This is a genomic window from Micromonospora sp. KC207 (genome assembly GCF_004348615.1).
Taxonomy (GTDB): domain Bacteria; phylum Actinomycetota; class Actinomycetes; order Mycobacteriales; family Micromonosporaceae; genus Micromonospora.
Map to the genome: position 1 here is coordinate 1 of NZ_SMKJ01000205.1, position 13234 is coordinate 13234.

Consider the following 13234-nt stretch of genomic DNA (forward strand, 5'->3'; position numbering starts at 1 on the left):
GACGAGCCCTTGGCGCGGCCGTACGGCCCGGTGGCCCCTGGACCTGCGTCATCGGTGGCGTCCCTTCTCGACAGCGGCTCTCCTGGCCGGCTCGGGCGGGCGGTGGTCCCGTCCCGGGCGGCGGTGGCCCCGGTGACCGGCCGGCAAGCCCTTATCGTAGGGAAGCCCGCGGCGTTGCTCGGACCTGATCGCCGCGGCCCCACCCCGCCGTCGGACTCGATCGTCGCGGCCCGACCCGCCGCCGGAGGTAAGCCATGCGGACCCGCCGCGACCAGGTGCAGGCGTACCGCTTCGTCACCCGCCGGATCGTCTCCGCGCTGCTCTCCGGCGACCCCGAGACGACGAACCTGCCGATGCGGCGGCTCGGCCTGGCGGTGGTCGGCAGCGTGGTGGCCGCGGCGGTGGTGCTCGGCGGCGTCGGCGCGTACGGCCAGCTCACCGGCAACGCCGCGCCGCTGGAGGCGAACACGCTGGTGATCGAGCGGGAGACCGGGGCGACGTACGTCTACGTGGACGGCCTGCTGCACCCGACCCTGAACTACGCCTCGGCCCGGCTCGTCCTCGACGAGGCGGATCCGACGGTGCGCACCATGTCGCGGGCGTCCATCGCGGACCGGCCGCGCGGACGTACCGTCGGGATCGTCGGCGCGCCGGACGCGCTGCCCGACCGGAAGTCGCTGATCGGGCTGCCCTGGTCGGTCTGCGACGTGCCGGATCCGGCCGCCCCCGACCGGTCCACCACACACGTGGTGATCGACCGGCCGCTCTCCGGCGGCGTGCCGCTCGGCGACCGGGCGGTGCTGGTCACCGTGAACGGCGGGCGGTACCTGCTCACGGGCGACGCCCGGCTGCGGATCGCCGGCGGGGATCCGGCGACCGCCGCCCTGCGGATGGCCGGCGCCACCACGCTCACGGTCGGCGAGCAGCTCCTCAACGCCGTGCCGACGGGGCCGGTGCTACGCGAGCCGCAGCTACCCGGCGACGGCGAGACCAGCCGGCACACCGTGGGCGACGGGCCCGCCCGGGTCGGCGAGGTGTTCCGGGCCGCCGGCCAGCACTACGTGCTGACCCGGGAGGGGTTGGCGTCGATCGGCGAGGTCACCGCACTGCTGCTGCTGCGCGACGGCGGCCGGGTCACCGACATCACCCCGGACCAGGCGGGCCGGCTGCTGACCCGGCAGCGGGTGGAGCCGGAGGGGACGCCGCGCACGCTGCCGCAGCTGCACCCGGTGCAGGCGGGCCGGACGGTGCTCTGCGCCACCTACCGCAGGCCGACCGCCGACGCGCCGCCCACCACCACCCTGGAGGTCTTCGACCGGGTGCCGCCCGAGCTGACCGGCCCGGCCGGCACCCCGGTCCGGCAGGGGGACCGGGACGCGGTCCGCACCGCCGAGCAGGTGCTGCTGCCAGGCGGGAAGGGCGTCCTGGCCCAGGCCGCCCCGGGCGCCGGGGAGGGCGACGCGGGCGCGCCGGGCTCGACCGTCTACCTGATCACCGCCCAGGGGGTACGTCACCCGATGGGCACCCGGTCGGGCGACGCGCTGACCGCGCTCGGGTACGGCGGGGTGTCGCCGCTGGCGGTGCCCGCGTCGCTGCTGACCCTGATCCCGACGGGTCCCGCCCTGGAACGCCAGGACGCGCTCGCCTATTTCGCCCCGGGCTCGTGACGGGCCCGCTCGTCCATCGGGTCCTCGTCACGGGTCGCCCGGTTTGGCCGCCGTCCACTAACCTGATCCGTGCCAACGGTTATCGACGACGTACGGGGATGCCATGACCGGGCGCACGACAGTCGACGTACTGTCCCTGGAGGACTTTCAGCGGCGGTTGGCCGCGCGGCTCGCCGAGGCCGAGGCCGTGCTCAAGAAGCTCAGCACCGAGTTGCAGTGCCGGCCGCCGGATCTGGGCACGTTCGCCGACGCGACCAGCAACGCCCGGCGCTACTCGGCGCTGCAGGCGAGCTACGCCCAGCGGGTCGGGCGGCTCCGCGACGCGGTGAAGGCCGCGCAGAGCGCGACCGGCACGATCCTCACCAACTACCGGACCACCGAGGCGCGCAACGCGGCCAACGCCGCCGACATCGCCGCCGCGCTCACCGGGGTCGACGACGCGCTGAACGGGAGGGACGACCCTCGTGTCTGAGTACACCGCGCGCTACCAGCACGTCAGCCACCAGGAGCTGTACGAGGCCGTGCGGGCTGGCGACCCCGAGCAGATCGACGGGCTCGCCACGAGCTGGAACTCGATGAAGGGCACCCTCGACGACCTCGCCCGCGACCTGCGCGGCGACCTGGAGAAGCTGGCCAACGGCTGGACGGGCGACGCCGGCCAGGAGTTCCAGCGCCGGGTGTCGCTGATCGTCGACTACTCGTCCACCCTCTCCGAGGGAATGGCCGACGTGCGCCAGGGGCTGACGCTGATGGCCACCGACCTGCGCACCGCGCAGAAGGAGGCGGAGAGCCCGGCCGAGACCGACGACCACGACAAGGCGATCTCCGGGGCGATCACGGGCGGTCTGACCGGCGGCCTGCCGGGCGCGATCGTCGGCGGCTTCATGGGGCACGAGCAGGACAAGGCCGAGCAGGAGAAGGCACACCGGCGGATGGTTCAGGTGGTCGCCGAGCTGGCCGCCGGCTACGACCTCTCGGCGTACGGCCGGCTGGTCGACCCGCCGGCGCCGGACCGCGACCTGCCGTACGACCCGAGCACCAGCACGTCGACGCCGACGGCCGGCCCCGGGGCGCACGCGCCGGGGCGCGCGCCGGGCCTCGGCGGCACTCCGACCACCGGCCATGCCACGGTGGACGCCCCGGGCGCTCCGACGGACGGGCCGAACGCCGGGTCGCCAGGCGTGGACCACGGCGGATCGACGTCGCCGGGCGTGGACCACGGCGGGTCGACCTCGCCGGACGGCACGGGCGGGGCCGCCGGCACCGACCTCGGCACCGGGACGTCCCTCGCCGGTGCCGCTCCGCCGCCCGGCGGCGGGCTGCCGGTCGGCCCGACGGTTGGCGTGACCGCCACCGCCTCGGCCGGCGCCGGGACGGGGCTACTCTTCGGCGCGCCGGCCGGGGCACCGGTCGGTGTGCTCGGCGGCGGCACCGGTTCGCTGGCCGGGTCGGCCCGTGCCGGCGCGACGGTGGCGGCACGGCCAGCGGGCGGCCTGGCGGGGGCCGAGCACCGGGCCGCCACGGGAGTCGGCCGGATGGGCGCGAACGGGGCCGGCGGCGGCCGGGCGGGCGTGCTCGGCGGGCACGGGCGGACCGACGAGGACGAGTCCGACGAGCGGCTGACCTGGCTCACCGAGGACGAGATGGTCTGGCAGGACGGCGACCCGGGCGTCCCGCCGGTGCTCGGCGCGGGCTGACGCTCGCCATTCGTACGATGCGGGGCCCTCCTTTCCCGGGAGGGCTCCGCATCCTTCTCCAGCCTGGCTGTCGATGGAGTGTCGTCTGTCCACAGCGACGGGTCGTGGCCCGGGTCACCACGTGACCCCCCGGCCGAGGCTGCGGGCGGCCCGGAACGGCGATAGGTTGGTGTGGTGCAGCCCGCAGCGATCGTCCGCCCCTCCCGGCCGGCGACGCTGCGCGGGTCACGCCTTCCGTGGCAGTCGACGGTGCGCCGCATCGGGGAGTTGGGTCGCCTTGCGCTGACCGCCCTGGTCCTCGCCGTCGGTCTCGGCGGGGTCTCCGCGCTGACGGCCGCCGCCCCCGCCACGGCGTCTGCGGCCACCGGGCTGGCCCGCCCCGTCGTCGTGTCCAGTCGGGTCGACTCGCTGAGCCCCGGCCCCGGCGTGACGGCCACACCGCGCACCGATCCGGCCGCCCCGCAGCAGGCCCGGCCGGTTCCCGGCGACGCACGACGGCCGGCTCCCGCCCCGGCGGGTGTCGCGGTGGTGACCGTTCCGGTCGACCGCCCCGCCGTCGACCCGGCCGGCGGCACCGTCGTGCGGCGCGGTCCGCCCCGGCACTGACCCGGGCCGCTACCCGCCGATCCCGGCCGCCCCGGCACCGCATCGGCTCGCCGCGAACCCGGCAACGGCCGCGCCCCTGCCGGGCCGCCGACGACCCCGGCCGCCGTCATTCGCGAAGCTGACGGCCCGGTGGGAGTCCCGTCCGGCACCGGTCGACGCGCCGCCCCCGCCCGCATCGCGGGCCCCGACCTTCAGTCCACGTCGTCCCATCCGAGGTGCCCCTCATGCCGACCGCGTTCTCCTCCGTCCTGCTCGACGTACCCCGGGCCGCCGCGATCTGGCTGGCCCTGCTCGGCCTCGCCGTCGTCGCCGTCGCCGGCCTGGTCGCCCGGCCCGACCTGTTTCGCTCCGTGATCGGCGGGCGGATCCGCGCGGCCGCCATGCCCAGCCTCCTGGAGGAGGCCGCCGAGGAACGGGCCCGCCGCCGCTACGCCGACGAGGTGGCGACCGCGGCGGAACGGGCGGCGGCCACCGCCCGCCGGATGCGGGCCGAGTGGCTGTCCGCCCAGGAAGAGGTCGAGGCGGCGTGGCAGACGTACGAGGCCGCCGAGGCCGACGTCCGCCGGCTGTCGGCCACCACGGCCCTGCCCCGTCCGCACACCGAGCGCACCCCCGCCGAGTACGCCGACCGCGAGCGCTACCTGCACCGGGCCGCGCTGGACGCGTACTGGCGTCGGGAGTTGTCGGAGGAGCAGCTCAGCGACGTCTTCGCGCACCGCAACGGGTGGGACCCCCGGCTGCACCCGGTCGACCAGGAGTTGGTGCTGCGCCGGGCCGTCCGGGACCATCTGCGCGCCCGGCAGGAGGCCGCCCGGGATCGGGAGCAGGCCGCCTGGCAGGCCGCCGAGCAGGCCGCCGTCGCCGCGCGCAGCCTACGCGACGAGGCTTTCGCCGCGACCGCGCCCGCCAAGCAGGAGCAGGCGTCGCTGCTGCCCGGGGTGACCGACGAGCCGTCGCCGGGCGTCGAGCAGACCCGCGAGATGCCGGCGGTCGCCCGCCCCGCGCCGACCGTGGCCCGGGGCCGGGCCGCCGTACCGGCCTGAACCAGCCCACCCGGCTCCGGGGTGAGAAGGGGACCCTTCTATACCGCAGGCGTTGACGAGGGGCCCTTCCTTGCACCCCATCGGCTAGCGTGGGCGCATGACGGAGCGCACCTGGCTGCTGGTGGTCGTCGGCCTCGTCCTGGCGGCGACGCTCGCCGGTGCTGTCGTGCTCGCCGTGCGGGTGGTCCGCACCCGCAAGCTGCTCGGCACGCTGGGCATCGGCGGCAAGGTCGCCTTCTGGGGCGCGCTGGCCTACACGATCTTCCCGATCGACGTGCTCCCCGACCCGATCTACCTGGACGACATCGGGGTGCTCGCCGCCGCCCTGCTCTACCTCAACCGGCTCGTCCGGCAGCACCGCGCCGCCCAGCGTCGGCTCCCCGGCCGGCCCTCGGCGTACGCGGAAACGACCCGTGCCGGCAAGACAACCGAGTCCTGACGGGACGCTGCCTGTCGCGCCCTTCCCCGAGGGCTCGACAGGCAGCGGCGCCGGTCACCGCTGCGATGCCGGCGCCCCACTGCCGTGCTCTGATGCCGTGCTCTGATGCCGTGCTCTGATGCCGACCGGCCGATGTCGGCCATCCGATGCCCGCGCGGTCTGATGTCGACGGTCCCCGCCGGTCAGGGCTCCGGGGCGATCTGCCGGCGGCTCTCCGCCTCGGAGACGAGGATCGCCTCCATGGGGCAGGAGTCGGCCGCATCGAGCACCGCCTGCGCGGGCGCCACCCGCTCGGCCATCGGGCGGGACAGCCCGTCGACCAACTCGAAGTGCTTGGGTGCCGTCCCGGCGCAGATGCCCGAGCCGATACACCGGGTCGGGTCCACGTGCAGCCGCCACCCGAGGCCGGGCCGTTCTTCCTCCGCGCTCACCTGATCCTCCCCCTCACCAGGCCACCGGCATCGCGGTGAGGCCGCGTACCAGCAGACCGCTCTTCCAGGTCAGCTCCGGCTCGGGCACCGCCAGGCGCAGCCCGGGGGTGCGGTCGAGCAGGGTTTCCAGCACCACCTGGAGCTCCATCCGGGCGAGCTGGGCACCGATGCAGTGGTGCACCCCGTGCCCGAAGCCCAGGTGCGGGTTGACCTCCCGGCCGAGGTCGAGCCGGTCGGCGTCGGCGAAGACCGTCTCGTCCCGGTTCGCCGACGGGATCGACACGACCACCGGCTCACCCGCGCGTACCAGGACTCCGCCGACCTCGATGTCCTCCTTCGCGTAGCGGGCGAAGGCGGTGGTCGCGCCGAGCGGGACGAACCGCATCAGCTCCTCGACCGCACGGAGAACCAGTGTCCGGTCGGCCAGCAGCCGGGCCCACTCGTCGGGGTGCTGTAGCAGGACGTACACGAAGTTGGGAATCTGGGTGACGGTGGTTTCGTGCCCGGCCGCGAGCAGTCCCGCGGCCAGCTCGACCAGCTCTTCCTCGCTGAGCCGGTCGTCGGCGTCGCGGGCCCGGACCATCGCGCTGAGCAGGTCGTCGGTCGGCTCCTCGCGCCGCCGCGCGATCAGCTCACCCATGTAGGCGAACAGGTTGCCCATGTACTGCTCGACCTGCTCCTCGCTGAGCGAGGTGGTCGAGACGATCGCCTCCGACCAGGTGTGGAACCGGTCCTGGTCGGCGACCGGCACGCCGAGAAGGTCACAGATGACCCGGATCGGCAGCGGAGTGGCCACGTGCGCCACCAGATCGGCCGGCGGCCCGGCGGCGAGCAGGTTGTCGACCAGCTCGTCGGCCACCTGCCGGGTGCGGGGCCGCAGCTCCTCCACCCGGCGCGCGGTGAACGCGCGGGCCACGAGCCGGCGCAACCGGGTGTGCTCGGGCGGGTCCATGGACAGGATGCCGCCCTTGATCTGCCGTGGGGTGTTGCGCGGCTCGTCCCGCCCGACGGCGGCGGCCCGGCTGAACCGGGCGTCGCCGAGCACGATGCGCACGTCGGCGTGCCGGGTGGCCAGCCAGGCCGGCGCACCGTACGGCAGGCTGACCCGGATCAGCGGCTCGTCGCGGCGCAGCCGGGCGTAGCGCGGATCGAGGTCGAGCCGGTCGGGATCGCTGAACGGATAGCGCTGGATCGTCGCCTCGGATGTGTCGGTCACCGGATGACTTCCTCTCGTCTGCGACCCTGCCGTCGGGCCGCCCGGTCCGCCGGGAAGGACCCCACCTGGGGTCATACCCCGAATACGGATCGTAGCGAGAGAGTTCGATGATCGGCCAGTGAGCCGGGATGGATTTCCGGTTCGCTCCCGGCGAGACACGACGGTCCCGGCCGCCGCTGGGCGACGCCCGGGAGCCGGGTCGAGGTCAGCGCGGCGAGGTGTCGCCCTCACCGGTACGCCGCTGCGCCATGTCGACACCCTTGTCGATCTGGTTGCCGTGCTTGCCGCCGCTGCGCTGGTCGATCATGTCGCCAACCTTCTCGATGCCCTGGTCGACCTGCTTGTCATGCTTGTCGGCGAAGTCCTTGGCCTTGTCCAGGAAGTCGCTCACGGTTTCCTCCTCCGCTCGTTCCTCAAGGGCGGCCTTCCCTGCCCCAGCACCCACAAACCGCCAACCCTGCGGCCGACCTTGGACAGCTGTCGCTCCGTCCGAACGACAGCTTGTCCGAGATTCGCGCGCGGTGCGGTGTGGTGTCGGAGAGTCGGCGTACGGGTATGGACGTCGCCGGAAGGCGGGAGGGCTGACGTGGTCGACGACGGTGCCGGGGGTACGACGGACGGCGGGAGCCGCGCGGGGCCGCGGCAGGCGTGGACGGGGCTCCCGTGGCTGGTTCGCTCCGCCGTGCTCTGGAGCGCCTGCCTGGTGGTGGTCGTCGCCGGGCTGTACCTGGTCGGAAAGATCGCCGTGCTGCTGGCACCGCTGGCCATCGCGCTGGCCGTGACGCTCTTCCTCACCGCCCTGCTCGACCCGGTGCTGCTCCTGCTGCGCCGGCTCCGGCTGCCGGCGGCGCTGGCCGCCCTGCTCACCGTGCTGTTCCTGCTCGGCATCCTGGTCGGTGTCGGGGCGCTGGTGTGGAACCTGACCGCGAGCCAGTTCGGCGAGCTGAGCCAGGAACTCGACCAGGGGCTCCAGCGGACCCGGGACTTCGCCACCTCCACCCTCCCGGTCACCGACGCCCAGCTCGACAAGCTGATCAGGCAGACCCGGGACGGGCTGGGCGGTGGCGTACCCGACCCGGTCGGCGGGGCACGTACGGCCGCCGAGGTCGCCGGCTCCGTCCTGCTCTCCCTGGTGCTGCTCTTCTTCCTGCTCAAGGACGGCCGGTCGATGTGGCACTGGGTGCTGCGCCGCACGACCGGCCCGAACCGGGACGTCGCCGCCGAGGCCGGCCGGGTGGGCTGGCGGACGCTCGGCGCGTACAGCCGGGGCACGATGATCATCGCGGCGATCGACGCTCTCGGGATCGGCCTGGCCCTGGTGCTGCTGCGGGTGCCGCTCGCCCTGCCGCTCGCCCTGATCACCTTCCTCGGCGGCTTCGTCCCCATCATCGGCGCCACCGTGGCCGGGGCGGTGGCGGTGCTGGTGGCGCTCGCCGCGAAGGGGCCGACCATCGCGCTGCTCACCCTGGCCGCGGTGATCGCCGTGCAACAGATCGAGGGGAACCTGCTGGAGCCACTGGTGATGAAGCGGCAGGTCCAGTTGCATCCGGCGGTGATCCTGGTGGCGGTGACCGCCGGCACGCTGATCGCCGGGATCGCCGGGGCGTTCGTCTCGGTGCCGATCACGGCGGTCGCGTACCGGGTGATCGACACCGTGCAGCGGCACCGGCAGGCCGCCACCGCTCGACCGGCCTGACCCACCGCCGTCAGGCGGGCGGGCGCAGGTGGGTGGCGAACCAGTCGGCCGCCGCGTCGGCGACCTGCGCCAGGGCGCCCGGTTCCTCGAACAGGTGGGTCGCGCCCGGCACCACCCGCAGCTCGCCGACCTCGCCCAGCTCCGCCATCGCCTGCTCGTTCAGCGTGATCACCTGTTCGTCCAGCCCGCCGACCAGTAGCAACGTCGGGGCGGCCACCTGGGGCAGGGCGGTGCCGGCCAGGTCCGGCCGGCCACCCCGGGAGACCACGGCACGGACCTGCTCGGGGCGGGCCGCCGCGGCGACCAGAGCGGCGGCGGCCCCGGTGCTGGCGCCGAACAGACCCACCGGCAGCCGGCCCAGCGTCGGCTCGGCCGCCATCCAGTCCACGATCTCGGCCAGCCGGTTGGCGAGCAGACCGATGTCGAACCGGAGTTCGGCCGTACGGGCGTCGACCCGGTCCTCCTCCTGGGTGAGCAGGTCCACCAGCACCGTGCCGAGGGCCCGCTCGTGCAGCACCTTCGCCACGGCGACGTTCCGAGGGCTGTGCCGGGAGCTGCCGCTGCCGTGCGCGAAGAGCACCACGCCCGTCGCCCCGGCCGGGACCAGCACGTCGGCCGGCAGCCCGGCGCCCCCCGCCGGGATCGTGACCTCGCGCCCCCGGGTCGTCGTGCCCACCTGTCCGCGCCTCGCCATCGCACATCCTTCCCCCGTCGTCCGCCAGGCCCGGTGTCCCGGGCCGGCCGCCGGGCCCCGGTATCGGAGCCGGCCGTCCGCCGGTTGCCTTACCCGCCCCGGCAACCGGGATTCGCCGTTGCCTTGACATCGACGGCAAGGTCTAGCGTGGCGGCAGAGGTGGGTGAAGAAGGGGCGGATGCTGATCGGCGAGCTGGCGGAACGTGCCGGTACGAGCGCCCGGACCCTGCGGTACTACGAGTCGCAGGGGCTGGTCCGGCCCTGGCAGCCTGGAGCGCTGGCGGCCCTGGCCAGCCTGGAGCCCTGGACGGCGTCGTTTGCACCCCGGCCGAGCGGGAAGGCCCGGGGTGACCGCAACACCGGCGCAGCCGCGCCCCGACAGATCGCGAGGATCGTCATGGCCCGACAGCGGGACAGGTCCCGGCAGCAGACCGCCGAGCGGGACGAACAGCGGGAACGGGACGCCGAGCGCGGCCGGGACTGGGCGGACGAGGCGGCGCAGGCGCGTACCGCCGACGACCCGCGCGCCGTGGCCCCGCACGACGCGGCCGGTCGCCCCTCCAACGGGAGACAGTTCTGAGCCCTCCCCGGGCTCAGCCGAGCTGCTCCGGGAGCCGGAGCAGGGGTGCCCGACCGGGCGGCTGCTCCGGTTCGATGGAGGGCGGCGTGAGGGGCGGCACCGGCACGGTTACCGGCTCGGCGAAGGTCACCCGGACCTTCTCGCCGTGATGCCGGAGTTCCATCACGTCGTCGGGGTGGCCGTGCCGCAGCGCGTACGTCGTCTGGTGCGCCCGGACGTCGACCCGTAGCCGCAGCCCTCGCCACTGCAACGAGAACTCCAGCCGGTCGAGCCGGCTCGGCAGCCTGGGCGTGAAGGCGAGCAGCCCGTCGTGGTCGCGCAGCCCGCCGAATCCGGCGACCAGCGCGATCCACGCCCCCGCCAGCGACGCCATGTGCACCCCGTCCCGGGTGTTCTCGTTCAGGTCGTGCAGGTCCATCAGCGCGGCCTCGCGCAGGTACCGGTGGGACAGTTCCAGGTAGCCGACCTCGGCCGCGATCACCGCCTGCGTGCAGGCCGACAGCGACGAGTCCCGTACGGTCCGCCGCTCGCAGTAGAGGAAGTTGCGCCGCTTCTCCTCGTCGCTGAACGCGTCCCCCCGCCAGTGCATGGCGAGCACCAGGTCGGCCTGCTTGATGACCTGCTTGCGGTACAGGTCGAAGTACGGGTAGTGCAACAGCAGCGGGTACTTCTCGGCCGGGGTGTTCTCGAAGTCCCACTCCTGGAGCCGGGTGAACCCCTCCACCTGCTCGTGCACGTCGACGCCCTCGTCGTACGGGACGCACATCGCGTTCGCCGCGTCCCGCCAGGCCGCCGCCTCCTCCTCGGTCACCCCCAGGTCGATCGCCTCGTCCCGGAACCGCATCGCGCAGTCGGCGGCGGCGAGCAGGTTCCGCTGCGCCATCAAATTGGTGTAGATGTTGTCGTCCTTCACGGCCGTGTACTCGTCGGGGCCGGTCACGCCGTCGATGTGGAACCGGCCGCGCCGGTCGTGGTGTCCGAGCGAACGCCAGAGTCGGGCCGTCTCGACCAGCAGCTCCAGCCCGATCTCCCGCTCCAGCACCTCGTCCCCGGTGACCAGGACGTACCGGCGCAGCGCGTCGGCGACGTCGGCGGCGATGTGGAACGCGGCGGTCCCCGCCGGCCAGTACGCCGACGACTCCGGCCCGCCGATCGTCCGCCACGGGAAGGCCGCCCCGGTCAGGCTCAGCGTCCGGGCCCGCTCCTGCGCCTGGGCGAGGGTGGAGTGCCGCCAGTACAGGGCGTCGCGCACCGCGCCCGGCTGGGTGTAGGTGAGCACCGGCAGCACGAACATCTCGGTGTCCCAGAACGCGTGCCCGTCGTACCCCGGGCCGGTGAGGCCCTTCGCGGAGATCGGCCGGCGCTCGGCCCGTGCGCCGGCCTGGAGCACGTGGAACAGCCCGAACCGCACCGCCTGCTGCACCTCCGGGTCGCCCTCGACCCGGACGTCGGCGGCGTCCCAGAACTCGTCGAGGTACTCCCGCTGCTCCCGGCGCAGCCCGTCCCAGCCGTCGAGGCGGGCCCCGGTGAGGGCCGCGCCGACCTGGTCGCGCAGCGCCGGCAGCGACCGGCGGCTCGACCAGCCGTACGCCAGGTACTTGACCACCCGCAGCTTCTCGCCAGGCTTCAGCACGCAGCCGACGGTGGTACGAACCCAGTCCTCGTACCCCTCGGTGTCCACGGTGGTGTGCTCCGGGGCGAACACGTCGTGGTCCATGGCGGCGGCCACCCGCAGTCCGCTGACCTTCGTCCGGTGGATGAGCAGCCCGCCGTCGTTGGTGGTCAACTCCTCCTCGGCCTGCAACGGCGACTCCAGCACCGCCGCCACCCGGGGGTCGCCGCTCTGCGCCGGCAGGGTCTCGTTCGCCACCAGCTCCGACTGGAGGATCAGCCGCAGGGGCCTGTCGACCGCCTCCACCTCGTAGTTGATGGCGGCGGCCGAACGCTGGGTGAACGACACCAGCCGGGTGCTGCGGACCTTGACCTCGCGCCCGGCCGGGGAACGCCAGTGCAGCTCCCGGTGCAGGGTGCCGGCGCGCAGGTCGAGGACCCGCTCGTGGGCGAGGAGTTCGCCGTACCGGACGTCGAGTGGTTCGTCGTCGACGAGCAGCCGGATCAGCTTGCCGTTGGTGACGTTGACGATGGTCTGGCCGGACTCGGGGAACCCGAAACCGGCCTCGGCGTACGGCAGGGGGCGCAGCTCGTAGAAGCTGTTCAGGTACGTGCCGGGCAGGCCGTGCGGCTCGCCCTCGTCCAGGTTGCCGCGCAGGCCGAAGTGCCCGTTGGAGAGCGCGAAGACCGACTCGGACTGGGCCAGGACGTCCACGTCGAGGCGGGTTTCCCGGACGTGCCACGGCTCCACCGGATAGGCGCGCTCGCGGATCATGCGAGGGTCCCCCTGTCGTTGCCAGTGGTTCGGGCGGCCCCCGCGCCGACGAGGTCGGCGAGGTCGGCGACCACGATGTCCGCCCCGTGCGCGCGCAACTCGTCGGCCTGGCCCACCCGGTCGACACCGACGACGCACCCGAACCCGCCGGCCCGTCCGGCGGCCACCCCGGCCAGCGCGTCCTCGAAGACGGCCGCCTGCGCGGGGTCGACGCCGAGCAGCTTCGCGCCCGCCAGGAACGTGTCGGGGTACGGCTTGCCGCGCAGCCCCCGCTCACGAGCGACCACCCCGTCCACCCGGGCCTCCAGCAGCGGCTCCAGCCCGGCGGCGGCGACCACGTCGCGGCAGTTCGCGCTCGCCGAGACGACCGCGCGGCGCAGGCCGGCGTCGGCCGCCGCCCTGAGGTACGTCACGGAGCCCGGGTACACCTCTACCCCGTCGGTGCGGATGCGCTCCAGCAGGATGGCGTTCTTCCGGTTGCCGACCCCGTAGACGGTGTCCGCGTCCGGGGGGTCGCCAGGCGAGCCCTCCGGCAGGACGATGCCCCGGGAGGCGAGGAACGACCGCACCCCGTCGGCCCGGGGCTTCCCGTCGACGTACCGGTTGTAGTCGGGCCCCGGGTCGAACGGCCGGTACGGCTTCCCGGTGACCGCCGCGCGGCGCTGGAGGAACACGTCGAACGTCTGGGTCCACGCGGCGTTGTGCACCCGGGCGGTCTGCGTCAGCACACCATCCAGGTCGAAGAGACAGGCGGTCACATGAGCAGGCAGGCCCAGCAC

General features: G+C 74.3%; 14 protein-coding genes and 1 pseudogene. 9 read left to right on the forward strand and 6 right to left on the reverse strand.

The genetic code is table 11. The features are described 5' to 3' along the window. Nucleotides 1-254 precede the first annotated feature (254 nt). The 6 genes from eccB to E1258_RS22675 all read left to right on the forward strand — a co-directional run bounded on the left by eccB (nucleotide 255) and on the right by E1258_RS22675 (nucleotide 5452). Nucleotides 255-1667 carry a type VII secretion protein EccB gene (gene eccB, locus E1258_RS22650; RefSeq protein ID WP_132404661.1) on the forward strand — a complete coding sequence of 471 codons (1413 nt, stop codon included), beginning with the start codon at nucleotides 255-257 and terminating at the stop codon, nucleotides 1665-1667. Nucleotides 1668-1770: 103 nt separating this feature from the next. After that, a complete protein-coding gene (locus E1258_RS22655; RefSeq protein WP_132404663.1) occupies nucleotides 1771-2139 on the forward strand; it encodes a hypothetical protein in 369 nt (122 codons plus the stop codon). Then, entirely contained in the window at nucleotides 2132-3364 is a 1233-nt protein-coding gene (locus E1258_RS22660; RefSeq protein WP_132404665.1) for a WXG100 family type VII secretion target, read from the forward strand. The genes E1258_RS22655 and E1258_RS22660 overlap by 8 nt, the downstream gene beginning before the upstream one ends. A 174-nt stretch (nucleotides 3365-3538) precedes the next feature. Next, nucleotides 3539-3970 (forward strand): hypothetical protein, encoded by a 432-nt coding sequence (locus tag E1258_RS22665; RefSeq protein ID WP_132404667.1) that lies wholly within the window; start codon nucleotides 3539-3541, stop codon nucleotides 3968-3970. Between the two features lie 224 nt (nucleotides 3971-4194). Beyond that, nucleotides 4195-5013 carry a hypothetical protein gene (locus tag E1258_RS22670; RefSeq protein WP_132404669.1) on the forward strand — a complete coding sequence of 273 codons (819 nt, stop codon included), beginning with the start codon at nucleotides 4195-4197 and terminating at the stop codon, nucleotides 5011-5013. Nucleotides 5014-5110: 97 nt separating this feature from the next. Next, the gene (locus E1258_RS22675; protein ID WP_132404671.1) at nucleotides 5111-5452 is read left to right on the forward strand and encodes a YkvA family protein; all 342 of its coding nucleotides are present in this window, start codon (nucleotides 5111-5113) and stop codon (nucleotides 5450-5452) included. Between the two features lie 182 nt (nucleotides 5453-5634). Here the strand turns inward: E1258_RS22675 and E1258_RS22680 are convergent, their stop codons facing one another. The 3 genes from E1258_RS22680 to E1258_RS22690 form a co-directional block, all read right to left on the reverse strand. Next, nucleotides 5635-5883 carry a ferredoxin gene (locus E1258_RS22680; RefSeq protein WP_132404673.1) on the reverse strand — a complete coding sequence of 83 codons (249 nt, stop codon included), beginning with the start codon at nucleotides 5881-5883 and terminating at the stop codon, nucleotides 5635-5637. Nucleotides 5884-5896: 13 nt separating this feature from the next. After that, nucleotides 5897-7099, reverse strand: coding sequence for a cytochrome P450 (locus E1258_RS22685; protein WP_132404675.1), 1203 nt, complete (start codon nucleotides 7097-7099; stop codon nucleotides 5897-5899). 205 nt (nucleotides 7100-7304) lie between these two features. Further along, nucleotides 7305-7490, reverse strand: coding sequence for an antitoxin (locus E1258_RS22690; protein WP_132404677.1), 186 nt, complete (start codon nucleotides 7488-7490; stop codon nucleotides 7305-7307). A 195-nt stretch (nucleotides 7491-7685) separates the two neighbouring features. Between E1258_RS22690 and E1258_RS22695 the strand changes: the two genes are divergently transcribed. Then, nucleotides 7686-8795 carry an AI-2E family transporter gene (locus E1258_RS22695; RefSeq protein ID WP_132404679.1) on the forward strand — a complete coding sequence of 370 codons (1110 nt, stop codon included), beginning with the start codon at nucleotides 7686-7688 and terminating at the stop codon, nucleotides 8793-8795. A gap of 10 nt (nucleotides 8796-8805) precedes the next feature. Here the strand turns inward: E1258_RS22695 and E1258_RS22700 are convergent, their stop codons facing one another. After that, the gene (locus tag E1258_RS22700) at nucleotides 8806-9489 is read right to left on the reverse strand and encodes a dienelactone hydrolase family protein (RefSeq protein WP_132404681.1); all 684 of its coding nucleotides are present in this window, start codon (nucleotides 9487-9489) and stop codon (nucleotides 8806-8808) included. A gap of 178 nt (nucleotides 9490-9667) precedes the next feature. Here E1258_RS22700 and E1258_RS22705 point away from each other — a divergent pair. Both E1258_RS22705 and E1258_RS22710 read left to right on the forward strand, forming a co-directional pair. Then, nucleotides 9668-9752, forward strand: a pseudogene (locus tag E1258_RS22705) (MerR family DNA-binding transcriptional regulator); the annotation flags it as partial. 134 nt (nucleotides 9753-9886) lie between these two features. Further along, nucleotides 9887-10069, forward strand: coding sequence for a hypothetical protein (locus tag E1258_RS22710; protein WP_132404687.1), 183 nt, complete (start codon nucleotides 9887-9889; stop codon nucleotides 10067-10069). 13 nt (nucleotides 10070-10082) lie between these two features. On the opposite strand, the gene E1258_RS22715 is transcribed toward E1258_RS22710, so the two are convergent. Next, a complete protein-coding gene (locus tag E1258_RS22715) occupies nucleotides 10083-12455 on the reverse strand; it encodes a glycoside hydrolase family 65 protein (RefSeq protein WP_132404683.1) in 2373 nt (790 codons plus the stop codon). Next, nucleotides 12452-13234, reverse strand: a 783-nt coding sequence (locus E1258_RS22720; protein ID WP_243715621.1) for a beta-phosphoglucomutase family hydrolase, incomplete at its 5' end; no start/stop codon positions are given. The genes E1258_RS22720 and E1258_RS22715, both read right to left, overlap by 4 nt.